This is a genomic window from Paenibacillus mendelii (assembly GCF_024498075.1).
Lineage (GTDB): Bacteria > Bacillota > Bacilli > Paenibacillales > Paenibacillaceae > Paenibacillus_Z > Paenibacillus_Z mendelii.
The window spans coordinates 312,226-330,924 of the sequence record NZ_JANHOF010000006.1; the positions used below are offsets into that span (position 1 = coordinate 312,226).

18 protein-coding genes and 1 pseudogene are annotated in these 18,699 nt (G+C 49.6%); 12 read left to right on the plus strand and 7 right to left on the minus strand.

All coding sequences use genetic code 11. The features are described from left to right. Nucleotides 1-39 precede the first annotated feature (39 nt). The 4 genes from NNL21_RS20930 to NNL21_RS20945 are packed head-to-tail and all read left to right on the plus strand — an operon-like array spanning nucleotide 40 to nucleotide 5,554. The gene (locus NNL21_RS20930) at nucleotides 40-1,866 is read left to right on the plus strand and encodes a sensor histidine kinase (protein ID WP_204819915.1); all 1,827 of its coding nucleotides are present in this window, start codon (nucleotides 40-42) and stop codon (nucleotides 1,864-1,866) included. Then, entirely contained in the window at nucleotides 1,841-3,424 is a 1,584-nt protein-coding gene (locus NNL21_RS20935; protein WP_204819916.1) for a response regulator, read from the plus strand. The genes NNL21_RS20930 and NNL21_RS20935 overlap by 26 nt, the downstream gene beginning before the upstream one ends. 41 nt (nucleotides 3,425-3,465) lie before the next feature. Then, complete coding sequence (locus NNL21_RS20940) at nucleotides 3,466-5,379, plus strand: beta-N-acetylhexosaminidase (protein ID WP_204819917.1); 1,914 nt, start codon at nucleotides 3,466-3,468, stop codon at nucleotides 5,377-5,379. Nucleotides 5,380-5,431: 52 nt separating this feature from the next. Further along, nucleotides 5,432-5,554, plus strand: a complete 123-nt coding sequence (locus tag NNL21_RS20945; RefSeq protein ID WP_256555368.1) for a hypothetical protein — start codon at nucleotides 5,432-5,434, stop codon at nucleotides 5,552-5,554. Between the two features lie 41 nt (nucleotides 5,555-5,595). Here NNL21_RS20945 and NNL21_RS20950 read toward each other — a convergent pair. Further along, a pseudogene (locus tag NNL21_RS20950) lies at nucleotides 5,596-7,657 on the minus strand (serine hydrolase domain-containing protein). Between the two features lie 417 nt (nucleotides 7,658-8,074). On the opposite strand from NNL21_RS20950, the gene NNL21_RS20955 reads away from it, so the two are divergent. Continuing rightward, nucleotides 8,075-8,875: a helix-turn-helix domain-containing protein gene (locus NNL21_RS20955; RefSeq protein WP_204819918.1), complete on the plus strand. Its 801-nt coding sequence runs from the start codon at nucleotides 8,075-8,077 to the stop codon at nucleotides 8,873-8,875. 1 nt (nucleotide 8,876) lies between these two features. Here the strand turns inward: NNL21_RS20955 and NNL21_RS20960 are convergent, their stop codons facing one another. Next, on the minus strand, nucleotides 8,877-9,650 hold the full coding sequence (locus NNL21_RS20960) for a spermidine synthase (protein WP_204819919.1): 774 nt from the start codon (nucleotides 9,648-9,650) through the stop codon (nucleotides 8,877-8,879). Nucleotides 9,651-9,771: 121 nt separating this feature from the next. Then, on the minus strand, nucleotides 9,772-11,307 hold the full coding sequence (locus NNL21_RS20965) for an ABC-F family ATP-binding cassette domain-containing protein (protein ID WP_204819920.1): 1,536 nt from the start codon (nucleotides 11,305-11,307) through the stop codon (nucleotides 9,772-9,774). 423 nt (nucleotides 11,308-11,730) lie between these two features. On the opposite strand from NNL21_RS20965, the gene NNL21_RS20970 reads away from it, so the two are divergent. Next, nucleotides 11,731-12,282: a GNAT family N-acetyltransferase gene (locus NNL21_RS20970; RefSeq protein ID WP_204819921.1), complete on the plus strand. Its 552-nt coding sequence runs from the start codon at nucleotides 11,731-11,733 to the stop codon at nucleotides 12,280-12,282. Between the two features lie 124 nt (nucleotides 12,283-12,406). Here the strand turns inward: NNL21_RS20970 and NNL21_RS20975 are convergent, their stop codons facing one another. Next, complete coding sequence (locus NNL21_RS20975; RefSeq protein ID WP_204819922.1) at nucleotides 12,407-12,613, minus strand: hypothetical protein; 207 nt, start codon at nucleotides 12,611-12,613, stop codon at nucleotides 12,407-12,409. A 224-nt stretch (nucleotides 12,614-12,837) separates the two neighbouring features. Between NNL21_RS20975 and NNL21_RS20980 the strand changes: the two genes are divergently transcribed. Together NNL21_RS20980 and NNL21_RS20985 are read left to right on the plus strand one after the other, a co-directional pair. After that, complete coding sequence (locus NNL21_RS20980; RefSeq protein ID WP_204819923.1) at nucleotides 12,838-13,323, plus strand: DinB family protein; 486 nt, start codon at nucleotides 12,838-12,840, stop codon at nucleotides 13,321-13,323. A 27-nt stretch (nucleotides 13,324-13,350) separates the two neighbouring features. Continuing rightward, the gene (locus NNL21_RS20985) at nucleotides 13,351-13,854 is read left to right on the plus strand and encodes a GNAT family N-acetyltransferase (protein ID WP_204819924.1); all 504 of its coding nucleotides are present in this window, start codon (nucleotides 13,351-13,353) and stop codon (nucleotides 13,852-13,854) included. 39 nt (nucleotides 13,855-13,893) lie between these two features. Here the strand turns inward: NNL21_RS20985 and NNL21_RS20990 are convergent, their stop codons facing one another. From NNL21_RS20990 to NNL21_RS21000, 3 genes are read right to left on the minus strand one after another with little or no spacing between them, the layout of a single operon-like run. Beyond that, nucleotides 13,894-14,079: a hypothetical protein gene (locus tag NNL21_RS20990; RefSeq protein WP_204819925.1), complete on the minus strand. Its 186-nt coding sequence runs from the start codon at nucleotides 14,077-14,079 to the stop codon at nucleotides 13,894-13,896. Nucleotides 14,080-14,111: 32 nt separating this feature from the next. Beyond that, complete coding sequence (locus tag NNL21_RS20995) at nucleotides 14,112-14,633, minus strand: hypothetical protein (protein ID WP_204819926.1); 522 nt, start codon at nucleotides 14,631-14,633, stop codon at nucleotides 14,112-14,114. Then, nucleotides 14,630-15,046 carry a MerR family transcriptional regulator gene (locus NNL21_RS21000; RefSeq protein WP_204819927.1) on the minus strand — a complete coding sequence of 139 codons (417 nt, stop codon included), beginning with the start codon at nucleotides 15,044-15,046 and terminating at the stop codon, nucleotides 14,630-14,632. The genes NNL21_RS20995 and NNL21_RS21000 overlap by 4 nt, the downstream gene beginning before the upstream one ends. Nucleotides 15,047-15,236: 190 nt before the next feature. On the opposite strand from NNL21_RS21000, the gene NNL21_RS21005 reads away from it, so the two are divergent. From NNL21_RS21005 to NNL21_RS21020, 4 genes are all read left to right on the plus strand, one after another. After that, the gene (locus NNL21_RS21005; RefSeq protein WP_204819928.1) at nucleotides 15,237-15,977 is read left to right on the plus strand and encodes a WecB/TagA/CpsF family glycosyltransferase; all 741 of its coding nucleotides are present in this window, start codon (nucleotides 15,237-15,239) and stop codon (nucleotides 15,975-15,977) included. A gap of 64 nt (nucleotides 15,978-16,041) precedes the next feature. Further along, nucleotides 16,042-16,419 carry a hypothetical protein gene (locus NNL21_RS21010; RefSeq protein ID WP_204819929.1) on the plus strand — a complete coding sequence of 126 codons (378 nt, stop codon included), beginning with the start codon at nucleotides 16,042-16,044 and terminating at the stop codon, nucleotides 16,417-16,419. Next, on the plus strand, nucleotides 16,386-16,628 hold the full coding sequence (locus tag NNL21_RS21015) for a hypothetical protein (RefSeq protein ID WP_204819930.1): 243 nt from the start codon (nucleotides 16,386-16,388) through the stop codon (nucleotides 16,626-16,628). The genes NNL21_RS21010 and NNL21_RS21015 overlap by 34 nt, the downstream gene beginning before the upstream one ends. Before the next feature lie 338 nt (nucleotides 16,629-16,966). Beyond that, a complete protein-coding gene (locus NNL21_RS21020; protein ID WP_204819931.1) occupies nucleotides 16,967-18,691 on the plus strand; it encodes a response regulator transcription factor in 1,725 nt (574 codons plus the stop codon). The last annotated feature ends 8 nt before the right edge of the window (nucleotides 18,692-18,699 follow it).

An 18,699-nucleotide genomic window follows, 5' to 3' on the forward strand; every position in this document is an offset into this window, starting at 1 on the left:
GAGGTCCGGCATGCGTTCGTAGCTGGGAGTGGAATGGAAATGACAGTACGCACAAAAATATTTGCGGCCAATGCGCTAGTCGGGGTTCTACTGCTCGGGTTGTTAACCTACTACATGAGCGAGAAGAGCGGGAATATCATCTTGAACAATACCGAAGAGGACGTCGGCCGTTCCATCTCCCAGCTCGCGCAAAATATCGACAATCTGCTCCAGTCTTACGAGCAGATTGTCGATTCCTTGTATACGAGTACCGAGCTGCAGGATAAGCTTCTCAAACACTACGACACGTTCGAAGAAGCACAGGACACTTACTTGAACTACGTTCAGCCTTATGAAGAGTGGATCACGACTTCGAAGGACATCCTGCGGTTCTCTATTTATACCGATAATCCAACATTTCAATATGCGCAGGTTCGTACGATCGATGAGGAAGTCAAGCAGTCGAATTGGTATCGCAGCGTTCAAGATTCCAAGGCAGGTCTTGTGAAGTCATGGACGATCTCCGAGGATGACATGCTGCTGCGCAGCGGCGTCCTGCGGCTGACGCAGAAGGTGTATAATGCCCCTTCCAACCGCGAGATGTACGTGACAATCGACTTGGAAGAACGGCTGCTCCGCAATCTGATCTCGAGCGAGGGAAAAGAACAGCAATTCATTATCGCGCTGCCGGATGGCCATGTATTGATCGATTCTTGGCGGCAATCGAATATGAATGCTTCCCGGCTTGCGGATTATGCGTTCTATGACGAGATGAAGAAGAATTCATCCTTGTCCTCCTTTATATATAACCAAGAGGGTAATGCGTTTCTGTTAACCAGCAAGTCCTTGGAATCACGCGGAAGCGTCAGAGGGCTGACGATTGTACAGTTGACCCCGCTTGATCAAATGATGGTGAAGGTGAACGAGATGAAGCGACAAGCAGTGGTACTGTTCATTATTGCAATGCTCAGCTCGATCTTGCTTATCTACTTGATCTCGATCCGTCTGACAGGAAGGCTCACCCAATTGGCCAAACGGATGCGAACCGTCAACGCGGACAACGTGCAGACGCTGACCCATCTGCAGGTAAGCGGCAACGACGAAATCGGCCAGCTATGCCGGAATTACAACGATATGATGGACCGAATCAATCAATTGATCACGGAAGTGTATGAATCGGAGCTGAACCGGAAGGAATTGAAGCTGCGCAACCGGGAGTCGGAGTTGTATGCGCTGCAAACCCAGATCAACCCGCATTACTTGTTCAATACGTTGAATGCGATCTGCGGCAGCCTGCTGGAGAATGGGGACAAGGCGAATGCGGAAATCGTCAAGCTGCTCGCCCGTTCGTTCCGCAACGTATTGAACCGGGCGGGGCATCTGATCGATTTGAAAGAAGAGATGGATATCGTCGAGACGTATTTACGCATTCAAGCCTTCCGGTTTGGCGAGCGGCTTGTTTATGAAGTGGACATTCCAGAGGAACTCGCGGATTGTAAGATTCCAAGGCTGTCGCTGCAGACGATCGTTGAGAATATGATCGTGCATGTCCTGGAGAAAGTCGAGCGCGTTACCGTCGTAGTGATCCATGCCCGTGTAATGGAAGGGAATCAATGTCTCCTAACCGTGGAAGACAATGGACCGGGCATGCTGCCAGAACAGCTGCGGGGGGTAATCGAGGGGATGAATATCGCCTCCGATCTAACGGTTACGAAGCATATCGGGCTAAGGAACGTTCATCAGCGTCTGAGGCAAATGTATGGCGCCCCGTATGGGCTGCAATTAGAGAGCGGGCCGGAGTGGGGAACACGGGTATCCATATTGCTGCCCTTGAACACGGATTCGGAAGGAGGAGTGATTCATGCTGAACGTCCTGATGGTCGATGATGAGCCTGGTGCTCTGAAGGCTATGAAATATTTGCTCGACTGGGAGCAGCTGGGCTTTACGATTGCCGGCGAGGCGACAGGCGGCAATATGGCTTTGGATATGATGAGGCAGGGTCACTACGATTTGCTCATAACCGATATCCGGATGCCGGGCGTGAGCGGGCTGGAGCTGATCTCCCGGGTCCGCCGGCATTCCAAGCTGCCGATCATCGTCGTCAGCGGGTTCGAGGATTTCGAATATGTGAAGGAATGTCTGCAGCACGGCGTGAAGGACTATCTGCTGAAGCCCGTCATGGAAGAGGATGCACAGCGCATATTGACAGCCGTTAAGAATGAAATCAGCCATGAGAAGATGATTAGCCGAAAGCTGGATTTAAGCGCTTCCGCAGCCCGGGATCAGATGCTTAAGCGTTGGACGCACGGCAACATCGGTGCGGATGAGGCGATCAATCAGCTGCTGCTGTGGGGAGTATCATTGGTGGATTGCAGAAGCTATCGCTGCCTTGTTGTCGAGTTGGATTTCCAAGAGACCATGAACACCTATATGACGGAAGCTGACATCGATCTGAAGCGATTTGCCGTCCGTAATGTGCTGGAAGAGCTCCTTGTAGGAAAGGGCTATATGTTTGAAGAATTACCTGAACGCTTCGGAATCGTGTGCTTCGGTGACGACATGGCCGGGATCGAGGAGACGGCCATATCGGAACTCGCCGGGCTGCTTCAGGAAAGTGCGCTAACGTATGCGAAGATGCCGATTACGATTGGGATCGGGGAATCGGTTCACTTGGCCGCGGAGGTCAAGAAGTCGTTTCATTCCGCGAAGCGGCTGCTGGACCGGAAATTTCTTCTGGGCAGTCTTTCCATCATTACCGGGAATTCGTTTGGCGGAGCCTTCCTTCGGGAAGAGAGCACCGATGCGCAAGAGATACAATTGTTGACTAAGGCTGTTCAGGAAGGCGACAAGGAGCGGGTCATCGACCTGCTTCACCGGCTGCGGGATAAGTTTAAGACCGGCGACACGCCAAAACCGCATGTGCAGTCGATGGTGATCGACCTGCTGGCCGAGCTGCTCCGGATGGTCGGCAAGCAGGCCGGTGGACAGCTGCAAGTGGCCGCTCCGACTTCCAAAGACTATCTCTATATTATGGAAGCGGGAACGATCCAGAAGCTATTCGAATTCGCAGCGGACAAATGCATGCAGGTGATCGCGATTATCGAGGAATCGAAGCAATCGGGTTCTCCTAGTGCAGTCGAACAGGTCAAGCGGATTGTGGCATCCGATTATGCCGGTAACATTAGCTTGAAGAGCCTTGCCGAGCAGGTGCATATGAATCCCGTCTATTTGGGCCAGCTGTTCAAAGCCTCGGAGGGTGTATCCTTCAACGACTATCTGATGTGTCTTCGAATGGAGAAGGCCAAGGAGTTGTTGGTCCGCACAGACCAGAAGATCTACGCCATCGCATACGAGGTCGGCTACCGGCAGCTGGATTGGTTCTACAAGAAGTTTAAAGAATACACCGGTCATAATGCGAGCGAATACCGCTCGCTCCACAGTTAGGGCTGCATACCGGTTGAATATGAAATGGGGGTATTGGCGTAATGAAATTGTATCTACATGGTGATCTCGACCAGGTGAAGGACGGAATATGGGAGCTTGCCCGTACCGGTCTGTTCGAATGGAGCGAAGAAGGAGATGGCGGCGTAGCGGTCACGGTCATGAAACGAAGCGGGAACCTCCGTGTATCCCTGCAGGACGGACAAGGGCGAATCGAGTTTGCGGAGCCCCATCATTTCTTCCGCGCGATCGGATTATTCATCGAGCATGCGCAAGCCGGGGAACGTTTCGAGATCGAGGAACGGCCGAGATTCGAGTTTAATGGTCCGATGCTCGATGTTTCCCGCAATGCCGTTCTGAAGCCAGCGACGGTGAAGCAGTTCATTCGCTATATGGCCTGCATGGGCCTGAACGGACTGATGCTGTACGCGGAGGATACGTACGAGGTGCCGAATCGGCCTTATTTTGGCTACATGAGAGGACGCTACACGGCGGAAGAGCTGAAGGAGCTGGACGACTACGCGTTTCTATTCGGCATCGAGATCATCCCTTGCATCCAAACGCTGGCCCATCTGGCACAAGCGCTGAAATGGCCGTACGCGTCCACGATCAAGGACCATCCGGATCTATTGCTCGTCGGAGAACCACAGACCTATGTGTTCATTGAAGAGATGGTTGCGTCGGCGTCTGCTCCGTTCCGGTCGAAGCGGATTCATATCGGGATGGATGAGGCGTTCGGGCTCGGCCTGGGGCGATATTTGGAGCTGAACGGGTATCGCGATCGGTTCGAGATTATCAACGAGCATGTGACCCAAGTGTTGGAGATTACCCGTAAATACGATCTTAAGCCCATAATCTGGAGCGATATGTACTTTCATTTTCTATCGAACGACAAGCATGCCTTTCATTACAGCCTGAACGTCGATTTCTCAAAGGAGCGGCTGGAGCAGATTCCGCAGGATGTACAGTTCGTTTATTGGGATTACGGAAACAGGGATCAGTCCATTCATGAGCGTATTCTGGACAAGCATAAGGAATTTGGCTCGGTTCCGCTGTTCGCGGGAGGCATTCATTTATGGGGAAGCATGAGTCCCAATTACGGCAAGACGTGGATGAGCTCCCATCCTGCACTTCTTGCTTGCAAGAGCCAAGGCGTCAAGGAAGTGCTTGCGACGGCGTGGGGGGACAATGGCCAGGAAACGAATCACCTGGTGATGCTTCCAGGTCTGCAGTTGTTCGCCGAGCATGGCTATTCGGACGAGGTGGACGACGATAAGCTTCGCCGAAGATTCGCTACCTGCACAGGCTTGGATCTATTCGACGAATTGGTTGGTTTGAAGGCCATGGATGAAGTGCCTGGCATTGAGGAAGGGAATCACTTCATGGCGAATCCTTCTAAATATTTGCTCTGGCAGGACCTGCTTCTCGGTCTGTTCGACAAGCATGTGGAAGGCGATGGCGGCAGCAATCTTCCGAAGCATTATGCGTCCATGGCGCAGCAATGGAGGGAGGCAGGGAAGCATTTGCCTTCTCCGTTCAGCGAGATATTCGACGTCTACGAGAAATTAAGCGAGACCCTTGCCGTGAAATCGACACTCGGCGTAGAGATTGCAGCCAGGTACAGAGATAAGGATAGGGAAGCGCTGCAAGAAATCGCGCATAAGGTGCTCCCTGATCTCCATGAGCGGGTGAATGAATTGCGGCAGGCACATCGGAGGCTATGGATGACAACCTATAAGCCGTTCGGATGGGAAGTGCTCGATATCCGTTACGGCGGCTTGATGGCCCGGATCTCCAGCGCTGGCGAGCGGATTCTGGACTATACGGAAGGCCGGGAATCTGTGCTGGAGGAGTTGGAGTGCGAACGGCTGTTATTCGAGGATGGCTTCGCCGAACGGCCGCTGCAGCTGAATGCGCCGGGCTACAGCCGGATCGTCAGCGCTTCGCCGCTCGGTTAGCTGGCCGGCAAGGTGCAAGCTTGCGTCGTATAACGAAGAAGAAGGACATCTCTTGCGGATGTCCTTCTTCTATGATGGCTTTTCGCAGGATACATTCGAACGGAACGATCTGTCCGGCTCCGTCGGCGAGCATGGCCATGTGTTTGCGAGGGGGCTGTCTCCCAAGCGATCGTAATCACTTGGTTGATAGCCCCTCGTCCTTATAACAACGCTGCATTATTTGATGGAAATTTCATACTTCGTGCCAGCTTCGCCAGCGAAAACAATGGTACCTTTCTCAGGCAGTACAACCTTATGATTGCCGCTGATCAAGGAGAAGTTTATACATGTGCCTTTCTCGTCGTATACGGCAAACGAGCTGTTTGCGGGCATTTTCACTTTCATCGTCTTGCCTGCGGCCTTCTCGGGCACCGTGAACCACCTGGCGTAGCCGCTCGCCGGAATGGTTGCATATGATTTATTGCTGTAATAGATCGGTTTTACCGCATTCTCGTGCACATATAGGCTGCCTGCGAGATCAAGGTACTCGATTCCATCGTTCGTGTAGAAATGATATTCCATCGTGTCTCTGCCATTTACGGCCGGAATTTGCAAGTTGCTGGCCGCCGTGTTCGGGCCTGTTATTCGTCTGTCCAACACATAACCAGGCGCTTCCTTGAACAAATCGATCCGGGCAGCGGGCATCATCAAGTACGCGACTGAAGTATATTTTTCGTTGACCGGGTAATAGTCTTTGCCGTCGCGCTCCTTCCAAGCGGTAGCCGTTTCTTCCGGTATGTCATGGGCTTCCAGCTTCTCGGCGGTAAAATGCGACAAAGCTGTCTGACCGAGCTCCGGCACGGAGATATACTGTCTGGTCCACAAATAGGTGCGGCCATTCTCCTCCGTTACAATGCTGACCTTCACGTTCCCATCCGCACTCATGAACGAACCGTCCGCCGTGTACGTATATTTCTCAGCCGGATAGTCCGGCATTTGCAACGAAGATACCGACATCTCGCCGGCTTTGCCGATGTCTACCTTGATCAATTGATTCGTCGCTCCGTACAACCCCGCTTGTTTCAGTATTTCCTGCGGCATATCCGCCTTTACGGGTTCGCCGTACGACTTTTCCGGCTTGAAATCGCTAATTGACCCTTTCTCCTTCAGCGCATGAAGCAGTATTTCATTCGCCAGCAGCTGATTGGTCGAGCTGGAACCGCCGGAGGAGAGAACAGCAGCAGCCATATTGTGTTCGGGGAGTACGACGAGCGATGCGTGATACAGAATCGTGTCTCCGCCTTTGGTAAGCGCCTTAATGCCGTAATCGCCGAACGGGAATAAGTTGACGCTGTCCCAGCCGAGTCCGTAACCGAATGACGTGTCCGCATCTTCGGGCCATAAGCCTCTCTTATACTCCTCTTGCTCCATCCGTTCTACTGATTCGTCAGAGAGTATGCCTTCGACTTGACCGGTGAAGATTTGTGAAAATGTCTTCCGCCGTGGAGTATACGCCCCCCGTTCCAATGACGTTAACCGTTTCGTTTGGCAGCTGTCCCTCATAGGTCGGGAAGTAGAGTCCTGCCATCTTGGAGGCATCCGGTTGATCCAGCGGCGTCTTCGTATGGGACATCCCCAATGGTTCTATGAAATATTGATGAATATAGGAAGTGTAGTCCATGCCGCTGACTCTCTCTACCATAATTTCAGATAATATAAAGCAGTCATTACAATAAACCGAATAAGCACCTGGATCGGCCTTCAAATTTTGGCCGGCTAATTGCTCCAGTAATGTATCGTGAGCGTACGTATCGTTATCTTCGAACAAGAAAGCGTTGGCCAGCGTCGACCCGCCAAGACCGGAAGAATGGTTCAGCAGCATGCGGGGCGTAATTTGTTTGTACCGTTCGTCTTTCATCGTAAAATCGGGAATGTACTGGACGACAGGCCTGTCCAAATCGATTTTCCCCTCGTCTACCAGCTTCATGACCGCCGCTGTCACAATCATCTTGCTTGTAGAACCGATACCGTACATCGTTTCCGCCGTCAGCGGTTTTTTTCCTTTCTCGTCGTTTCGACCCGATTGACCGGATACGACAATGCTGCCCTGATCGATAAGTGCATATTGAACGCTTGTTGTACCATAAGTTTCCGTGAGCAGCGCCGCTTTCTTCTCCGCTGCCTTCCGTGTGTCTGCAAAGCTCTGCCCATTGTTTTGGCCGGCCGCCATCGCTCCCGTCGGAACGAGCAGCGACAGTGCGAGTACCACAGTCAGTATCCAAGATTTTCTTATTCTCATTAGTACCTCCTTAGGATTTCGTCCATAATAAATACTAGAGAATAGAGATCAAAACCTCAAGATTAATAGGAAATTATTGATAAAACACGACTGCGGCACTGGATCTATAGCAATGCTTTTCTGCAGATGTAAACCGCTAGAACGAGTGAGGACCTCTCTTCCAGGTGAGGGAGAGAAAGTAAATAGGAGTTGCGGCCTAACATGAGAATCTTCTGCACGGGGCTGGAGAGTAGAGCGGGTGACGGGCAGTGTTGGTACTCGGAAAGGGCGACTGAATCAAGGCTGGATTTGACTAGAAAATGGATTCATTGGAGAGAGCAAAGTGTGGAAGGGATAAATTAGTTATTCCAAACTTATGTAAAATGTGGTAACATAAACAGGAACAAGCGTTCTTATCCGGAAGGGGGTGTGGGATTGATGACTCACCGTTATCCCGAAATTGATGAAGTAATCGCCTACATTCACCAGCATATTTACGATCCGCTGCCGCTTTCCCGTTTGGCCGATCATGTCTCCTACAGCCCTTATCATTTTTCACGCTTATTCAAGGATAGAATGGGGCTCTCACCTCTCTATTATGTGTCTTCCCTGCGATTGCAGAAGGCGAAGGATTTGCTGCTGCAAACAAATTTAAGCGTTCGCGATATCGGATTGGAGATCGGGCAGCAAAGTCTGGGAACCTTCACCACCCGATTTACGGAACGGGTTGGCATGACACCATCGGAGTTTCGGAACTCGAAGCAGTATGCGAGCAGCCGGCTGCTTTCCTTACAGCGGCTTAACGATTGGCGTACACCGAATTTGGTTATCAGCCAACATGCCAGAATAGAAGGTACCGTTCACACGGTTGTACCCTTTGATGGTGTTATTCTGATCGGCTTATTCGCTAAGCCGATACCCGAGGGGCTTCCCTTGCATGGCACACTGATTTCTTCTTCGCGGGACTTCTGTTTTACGGGCGTCAAGCCAGGGACCTATTACCTGATGGCGACTTCGGTTTCTTGGGGGATGCAGGCTGCCGATTTCCTGCTTCCGCATCATACGCTGCGTACCCGCTCGAAGGAGCCGATCATCGTCGGGCCTCATTCCTATGTTCCGCATCAACAGGTTATGCTCTATCCATCCCGGCTGGACGATCCTCCCATCTTGATCTCACTCCCCCTATTAATGAATAATTTCCTTAATCGGGTTCATCAGAGCTCTACGAAAGGAAGCTGAGTCATGAGCCATCTTGAGATGTAGGGCGACCGGCTGCGCGTTCCCTGATGATATGTCCTGCATCTAATTCGACTTCAATGAATCCAGCCATTCCCTGAGCTTGGAAGCCGATGTCCCTGCTGCTGCCCATGACAAGGATATTCTGTATGTCTGATCCGCTCTCTGCGGGAAGGGCGAATGCCTTCGTGAACGGATATGTTTCTCCAAGTGTTGTATGTATGGCGTTAATCAACCTGTCATTTTTGATTTTTCCCATGAGATTGATGAGGATCGACCCTTGGGAATCCAGTTTCTCTTTGGTCATTTCATAGAAATCCAGTGTAGTGAGATGGAACGGCGTGCCCTTCTCGGTGAAGGCGTCCACGATAATATAATCATACCTGCCCGTTTGCTCATTCGTCAGGAGCTGTCTTCCATCACCGGTGACAACATTGTCCAGCCGATAATTAAAATAGGTTCTGCTTAGCTCCACTACTTTCGCATCGATTTCAGCTACGGTAAAGAGCTTATCCGGGTAATGGCCCGCGATGGCCCCAATTCCATGCCCGATCACAAACACATTCTCAAACCTTGAATCATTCTGCTCCATTAGATGTATCATAGCCCTCGGGTATTCAAGCACAATACGCTGTGGTTGATTTAAGTCCATGGCACCTTGTACCGCATCGTCGGAAAATTGCAAGAATCGGAATTTACCGAGCACCCCATATAACTGGCCGGCCTCGTATACCGAAATCTCATTATAGCTGCTTGTCTCCTTGGCTAGTAAATGCAAAACATCGATCTCCTTTGGGACAATTGAATTATGAAGCTGCAGATGGAGTGAAGCAATGAATGCGCCGCCGCAGTATATGCCGCAGCGGCACCATCATCGCATCGTTTGCCAGGCGCATGGATTACCGCCAATCGTGAACGGACCACACATGGGTCACCCAGTCCTCGTAGAAGGACGGCTCGTGAGACACGAGTAGAATCGTCCCTTTGTAGTCCTGCAGCGCTTGCTTCAAGGCTTGTTTCGCAAGCACATCCAGATGGTTCGTTGGCTCATCCAGCACAAGCAGGTTACTTGGGGTGAGGATCAGCTCCGTAAGCCGAACTTTGGCTTGTTCGCCGCCACTCAGCGAATCATACGGCTTGCGAATAAGCTCAGCGGTTAGGCCTGACATGGCCAGTGCCGCCCGAATGTCCTTTTGCAATAAGTCTGGCCGCATGGCCCACACCTTGGCGAGCGGTGTCTCGCTTGATCCGGCAGCCTCCTGTTGGTAATAAGCTGCTTGCATGGATTCTGAGATCGTTAATGCGCCGCGTATAGGACGGAGATTACCGAGCAATGTCCGGATCAGCGTGGATTTTCCGGCACCATTCTCGCCGATGATCGCGATTTTATCGCCCCTGCTCACCTGTAAGGAAAGGGGCTTAAGAATGGGGCGGCTGTACCCGACCTCCATCCGCTTCGATTCCAATATCACCGCACCCGGGTTGCTTCCTTGGACGTGAAACTTAAAGCGCGGCTTGGGAGCATTGACCGGCATCTCTACACGAACGATTTTATCTAACGTTTTTTGCCGGCTTTTGGCTTGCTTTGCCTTACGATTGCGGTTCTTATCAATGAAGGTCTCCAGCTTCTTAATCTCATGACTCTGCTTGGCATATGCCGATTGCAGCTGGACTTTGCTCAGCTCGTACTCCTTCTTAAATTGCACATAGCTGCCTGTGTAGCGCTTGATGGTTTGATGGGCAAGATGAAAGATTACGGACGTGATCTCATTCAGAAACCGTTCATCATGCGAGACGACGAGAAACGCGTGCTCATATTGTTTCAGATAATCCGTGAGCCATTCAATATGCATCGCATCCAAATAGTTCGTTGGCTCATCCAACAAAAGCACATGCGGCTCTTCCAGCAGCAGCTTGGCTAGAAGGAGCTTCGTTCGCTGGCCGCCGCTTAGCTTGCTTACATCCTTGGACAGCCCGATCTCCCCCAAGCCGAGACCGAACGCCACGTTCTCGATCTTGGCTTGAATCTGGTAGAAGCCCGTATGCTCGAGATTCGTCTGAAGCTCGCCGTATTTTCTTAAGAGGGAGTCCATCTCATCGCCGGCATCCGCCATTCGTTCCGCGAGTGTATTCATTTGGTGTTCCATCTCGAACAGCTCCAGGAACGCCCGCTGCAAATACTGCTGGATCGTCGTGCCGGCCTGCAGCTCGATATGCTGCTCCAGGAAGCCAACCTGAATGTGTGAAGCCCATTCAATGTGGCCTTCATCCGGCAGCAGCTTTCCAGTAAGCAGCGAGAACAAGGTGGATTTTCCGGCGCCGTTAACACCTACTAATCCGGCATGCTCTCCTTTCAGCAAGCGGAAGTTAAGATTGTGAAACGTAATTTGATCGCCGTACATATGTGTAAGATTCGTAACGTCTAGTATGCTCATGGTTTCGTTCTCTCCTTTTGGATTCTTGATGTAATAAAGAAGCCATCAGAGAGAACAGCAGAATGAAACTTATCCAATTTGTACAAAAAAAGTGAGTAAGGCGAATACACCTTACCCACTAGCATCAGAGTAAGAAAGGATTCGGAAATCATATCGACTGTTCTCGAGATGGCTTGTTAAAAAAGGGCAGACTTCTCCCGTCTTAAGCCACAGCTCTTCTTAGAACAGTTGATAAAATTTCCATTTACCTTTCCACCTCTTCATCGTTATTATGGTTACCCCTCAAATTATAAGAACTCCTAAACGCGTTGTCAATTGGGCCTGTGCGGCATAATTAGCTATAGTCAAAGTTGCCCAGAACGCTCTTCATGCCTGTGATAGGATGGAAGATATCATGTGATTGTATATCGTGGGGGGCACAGAATGGTCACTTCTGGCGGCATGATAGAGCTGTCGAGGATTACGATAGCTGATCTGGATTTCATTGCCGGATTGGAATGCGATGCGGATTTATGGTTTTTCGAAGAGGATACACCGTCCGATAAACATGCGGTTCGAGAGAAGTACTTGAATCGGATTAAGGAAGGTGCGGAATCAAGCAACCATGATTTTATTGTGAAGCTAACAACAGCCCAAACGCCGGTTGGATTGGCACAGATATGGAGTTATATCGAATATAGAAAGAGCTGGGAAATCGGATTTGCGATCCTTCCTGAATATTCGGGTTATGGTCATGGAACGGAAGCGGCTAGGCTATTACTGAAATATGCTTTCACAGAGCTGCAAGCACATAAAGTTGTTGGCATGTGCAATTCCACGAATAGCCGCTCAGCAGCATTGATGGAACGAATCGGAATGACAAGAGAAGCTGTGTTCAAGGAAGAACTATTGTGGCGGAATCAATGGACGGATCAGAGCTATTATTCGATTTTGGACAGAGAGTTCTTGCCCATTAAGAAGAACCTAGCTCTATAAGGGATATGCCGGTCGGTTGGGGCGTGTATGCCACGCCAGAAACACCTCTTCTGAGTGACGCTTGCAGCACGTTAGGCTCCATTTGTCATAAGAAGAGGTGTATTCTAGATTTGCGTGCTGCGGATTATTGCGAGAAACCTACACGAGGACGTTGGCGTTCCTTAGTCTCGACAGAGACCGATCGTATCGAGGTAATCGGAATGTAAAGCACTTGAAATTCATCGCGGTATTTAACAAAATTGGCGTCGATCTCTTCGAGCGTGCCGCTGCGTGCGCTTGTTCCATCTAGAAAGTGAATGGTTACTTCTTGACCCTGTAAGCCGCTGAGCATGATGATATCCCACTCCTTTGTCACATCAATTGTTGTGCTGTTTAACCTATAATAGCATATTCAAGAAACAGCGCTGCTACCTTGTAAACGAACCAGAGCCATGAAAGGATACGGCCTTCTATACCGAGCAAGCCATCTGGCACTTGGACAGGTTTGTTGACTTGTATATACTGGAATAATGAAATGGAGTTCTTAGTCGTACCTAATCGGAGAGGATGAGATCAATGAGTGAAGTTGCACAAATTCGCAATGTGATGCTGGAGGAATTAGAGCATGGCGTGATCACCACCCAAAGATTAATACAATTAATTAAAGAGAGTGATTGGGAATTCCAACCCAAAGGCAATATGCGCACAGTGGTAGAGCTTGTCTATCACCTGGTATCCATTCCTGCGACCGATTTGGCGATTCTTCAAGAAAAGTCTGGTGATGAGGTCAACCAAATCGAGCAAGAGCTTGAGGGCATTAAGGATGCAGCTAAGCTAAGTGAGATTATGCAAAAAAACTATGAGCAGCTCAAGGCGTATATGAACTCACTAAGTGATGATGACTTCTTGAACAAGGCGACCAAGGCGTTCTATTCGGATCATGCCGCACTGCAAATGAAATGGTTAATGGAGATAACTACCCATACGTACCATCACCGGGCGCAGCTGTTCAACTATCTCAAAGAATTAGAGTATGATATTAACTTTTTCATCCTCTATTAATTAACCGGATTAAGTGAGGTTTTGGCATTGAATATTACGACACGATTAATCGAAGCTGGCGATCCGGAGATGATTTCGGAGGCGTTTCAGCGTCAAGGCTGGGAGAAGCCGGAGGCGCTTTATCACAGGTATGTGGAAGAACAGCGTAATGGTGAACGCGTCACTCTGATCGCGGAGGCGGATGGCGAATTTGCGGGCTATGTGAACGTCATCTGGAGCTCTTCCTATCCAGCTTTTCGGGAGAACCGTATCCCGGAAATTAATGATTTTAACGTCCTGATCAAATATCGGAGACGCGGCATTGGTTCCATACTCCTGGATGAAGCCGAAGGCCGTGCTAGCGAACGTTCCGGTACGGTAGGCATTGGGGTTGGATTATTCGCGGATTATGGGCCAGCCCAGGTGATGTATGTCAAACGTGGTTATATTCCGGATGGGAAAGGGATCTATTGTCATCAACAATACGTGGCAGAGGATCAAACGGTTGTCATCGATCATGATATTGCCCTGTACCTAACTAAAAAGCTGTAAGAAGCAGACCGCCAGAACTTGCGCGGTCTTTCTTCAATACTATTTATTCGCACTGGCATCCTCATCATTCGCAACTCGGGTAACCGCGCGTATAAGTACGTCCGGATGCAATTGAAGAATCTGCTCTTTCGCATCGCCTGCATGAGAAGCCTTCACATTTGCATAAAACAACACACCATAGTTGTCCTGATATTCAACCGTGTACGCTGCTTGCTCATTATCCATAGATCTCACCTCTATCCAATATTCACCATCCGTTAATAATCCACGCGATACTTCTCAACCAAGTAGGAGAATGCATTCTTCCCTGAATCGATCATTCTTGGTTCGTATACAACAAAATCCGGATTCGATTCAGCTGAATGCCCGTGGCCATGACTCAGCTCCTTGAGCCGTGTAATAACTTGTTCATCAAGTAGAAGCTCATCCATCTCATCTTCATTAGCCAAGTGAAGAGGGATTTCCTGAGTAATCGACGTATTCTCTCCGATGCGGAGAGTGACCGTAATGATGGCTTCGCCACAATCGAGTGCTTCTTGGGTGAAGACTTCAATTAAGATATCCGTATCCTTGGACAGATCGAGTGCAATGCTCTGCTGGGATTCGTTCTCCACATACCCGTTGAGATTGCGTGACCGATAGATGCCATCAGGAAGCTGCACATGTAATTCTGCAGAAGTTGCCCGGGCATGAACAGCCTCAGTGAATTGAATCCACAGGTGATTCATCCCTTCCTCGTTCTCCATGATCGACTTTGCTAGTTTAACAACAACCTTCACGGATGATCCCCCCTTAATGCCTGGGAGACGGAATCGATGACTTTTTGTCTCCTTTCAGCCGAAATATTGGGACTGAGGGTGAGCATGACATCCTCGCTAATTTGTAGCGTTTCATTCGCCAGAATTCGGCTCGGCTGATAGAGATGAAGCTGGCCGCCGATTTTCTCAATTTCCTCCACAGAGAGCTGTTGGAATTTCTCTTGAATGGATGCCAAGGTTTCACCTGTTCGGGTCAGGGTGAGAATCGCACGGCAATAATGCATGTGAAGATCCGTATAGACTCTCTTGTTGCCGACCAGCTCTAGCGGCGGGAGCATCCCAATTTGGGTATAGTATCGAATGGTTCTCAAATTAATCTTGGGATCTTCTTGTTGAAGGAGGTTGGCAAGTTGTTTGGCGGTATAACTGTTCATCGGACGACAGTCCTTTCGGTTGCACATATCAGATCGTGTTACATCTTAGTGTATGTGTTACAGTTTACTGTAACGATATAATTTTTGTCAACTACTTCCTCATTTACCATGAGTCTTCAACGTATGATAGATGAACCACATCCCGTATGCTAAGATATGGGTACATAAGCTGGAGGTGGGATTTCTTATTATGGAGAATGCAGCACGTATAATGGGAATACCTTTTCCAAAGATGACGATGGACCAAAGCGTGCAGGTGCTTAGTAAAGTCGTTGAGAAGGAGCAAACCGGGCTGTTCCATGTGGTAACGGGGAATCCGGAAATCGTGATGTCCTGCCAGCATGATAAACAGCTGCGTTCCATTGTTGATGAAGCCGGGCTTGTCACTGCGGATGGGATCGGAATCGTCATGGTATCGCGCCTTAGAGGCGGCAATCTGCCGGAGCGGGTTACGGGATGCGACCTTCTATATAAGCTGCTTGAGGCAGGGAATCAAGAGAAGTGGTCGTTCTACTTCCTGGGTGCGGACGAGCCTACGAGTCAACAAGCCGCAGAGAGGATTCGCCGGGATTACCCCAACGTATCCATTCTAGGCCGGCATCACGGTTTCTTTAATGAGGAAGAAGAAGTGAAAATTATCGAAGAGATCCGGGCAGCGACGCCGGACTTTCTGATTGTTGCCCTCGGTGCGCCATATGCGGAGCGATGGATCCATAAGCATAAAGAGATTCTACATGCGAAAATAGCCATGGGTGTCGGCGGGAGTCTGGATATTATCGCTGGAAAAGTGAGGCGGGCGCCGCGGGTGTGGCAGAAATTCCATATGGAGTGGCTGTTCCGGCTAATCAACCAACCATCCAGATGGAAAAGACAATTAATCCTGCCCCGTTTCGCTGTAAGAGCCTTGTTGTATAGAGAACGGAAGGCATAGCTTGTATAGCTAAGAATATTGGCAATATAGGCAGAATGTGCGGACTATTTCGGAGGTGGATCAATTGGCTTCCCTTCATCGGATTCAGTGGATTGATGCGAGAGTAAGACAAGGGCAGTATCCTAACATCCAACAAATGATGGAGCGGTTTGAAATTTCGAGGCGCCAGGCACTGCGGGATGTGGAGTACTTGCGTGATTCGCTTGGAGCGCCGCTCGACTACTGCCCGAAGCGTAAAGGGTACTATTACACCGATCATTCATTCGCAGTACCAGGTCAGCTTCTTACCGCGGATCAGCAAGATTTGGATTCATGCCTTAAGCAGCGCTTCCTTCAACCCGTTCGGACTGCGGTACAACGTCTCGGTATATGCGGAGGCCAAAATGTGGGCAGCCCAATATTCGCCAGTTGGCCGATTCCTGGGGGGAACGACCGCGCCTAGCTGATCTTGCGGACCGGTTCGATGAAATCGAGAAGCTGTATCGTACGATGATGCTGGACATCCTGTCTCAGGACTGGGACGGGGCGAAGCATCTTGGACAACCGGTTACACAGGAACAGGCCGATCGGCTTGTCCCGTGCCTTCAACAAGCGAAAAAGCTTGAAGCCGAGGCTGTCTCTATTGTTAAGGATGTTATGAAAATTTTCTGAAACAACTGATTCAAATTTTAAAATCACCTCAATAATCATGAAGAATACCATTTTACGGGGTATATCTTACAGATTATAGGTGATTTTTTTGATTTTACGCACACTTTGGGGCCGAATTGAACTTGTATTTACCTGTTAATCTCATGAACACATATCTCATGTATAATAATATCCATGTCCTTTTTTTGAATATAAGGAAATTGTAAGGAGGTGAAGGCGAAGTAAAGATAATACACTTAATCCAAAAATAAAAACATTATATAACTTCCTCCGCTTCTGTAAGATTGGTAATAAAGCCTAGTTGATGGAATGACAATTGAGTCAGGGGGGCACTGAAAATGATCAAACTCATGGTAGTCGATGACGAGCTTTGGATTCGGGAAGGCCTGAAGCGGACTATTGATTGGAGAGCTCTCGGAATCCAATTTATCGGTGACGCCGAGGACGGATGGAAGGCGCTGGAGCTAATCGAATCGAATGTTCCGGACATTATTATTTCTGATATTAAGATGCCCGCCATGGATGGTATGGAATTGATTGAAGAGATGAAGAGGCGGGGACTTGATTCAAAGGTTATTTTCATTAGCGGCTTCAGCGATTTCGTCTATGCTCAGAAGGCGGTCAAGCTGGGGGCGTTCGATTATATTCTCAAGCCGATCGAGGAGAACGTATTACTTGAAATTATCGAGCGCTGCATCCATGAAATCAGACAGAAGAGAGAAGCGGACTTACGTCTGGAAGAGCTGTCGGGTCATGTTCGAGAAAGCTTGCCCCTCGCCAAGCAGAAGCATCTGGAAATGTGTTTGTCTCATCCGATTGCAGAGTATGAGCTGCAGACCAAATGGGATGCCTTGCGGATTGATTTGGATCCGAGCCGGCTGACCGTCTTGTCAGCCGTCGTTCATGAGTGGGGAGAGAGAGAGATGAACGAGAATGGATGCTCACTGATGAGATACGCACTGGGCAACCTCATGGAGGAAATCATGTCTGCAGAGGGTGTACGGAGCGTGGCCTGTCCTTTGCAGGACAATGATTTTGCGGATGTAGCGCTTATTGCCACACCTTGGGAGCAGGAGGGCTCTTCGTGTGAGGACTTCTATCGCTGCGAGAAACGCGTCATTGAAGATGCACAGCAGGTTCTGGGCATTCAAATCAGCATTGGAGTCAGCAGTATTCGGGACCGGACGCAGCTTTCATTCTCCTTTAAGGAAGCGCTTACACGAAGTGTCAGCTATTTAATTGATGGACCTGGCCGCGTGCACGGTGAAGCATGCAAGGATAACCACTCTGTTGGTAGCGGATCCGCGGCGGATCGATTGCCAACAGCACATATGAATTACCTGTCATCAAGCATGGGACAAGCCGGGTCTGTAGCTGGAGGCGTTCCCCTTCCTTCCATAAAAGCGGACTCTCTTGACTCTGCGTTGTCTAATCGCATTCTTCATGCCATGAAGCTGATGGACGCAGACAAATTATCCGATTTGCTGGATGAACAAACAAGGCTGCTTCAAGAGTTGATCAAACATGCCCCGGTGCTTGCCGTTCGCTGCGAGATGAACATGCATATCGGTATTCTTCTATTCAAGTGGCAGGAGCTGTGCCAAACAAAGGAATTCTCGAAGCCTTATGCGATTACGTATCAACGCAAGCTGCAGCTCTACCGGTGCTCGATTAGCGATTGGAAAAGAATGATCATGAATACCTTCCTGATGAAGGATACAGGAACATCTTCTTCCTTTGCACAGAAACGCACGATTGAAACCGCTCTGCGTTATATCCACGAAAATTATCACCTCGGCATCAGCCTTAATCATGTTGCAGAAACAATATTCTTGAACCCCTCCTACTTCAGCAGGGTATTTCATGCAGAGGTCGGGGAACCGCTCAGCCGTTATCTCATTCGCATTCGGATCTCGAAAGCGAAGGAGCTGCTCGAGCAGACGCCTCTTAAGGTATATGAGGTGGCAGACCGGGTAGGCTATCGGGATTTTCGTCATTTCGTTAAAACCTTCAAGGAGTGGGAAGGGATGACGCCTGCCCAATATCGTAATTACGGAGCATAGAAGAGAGG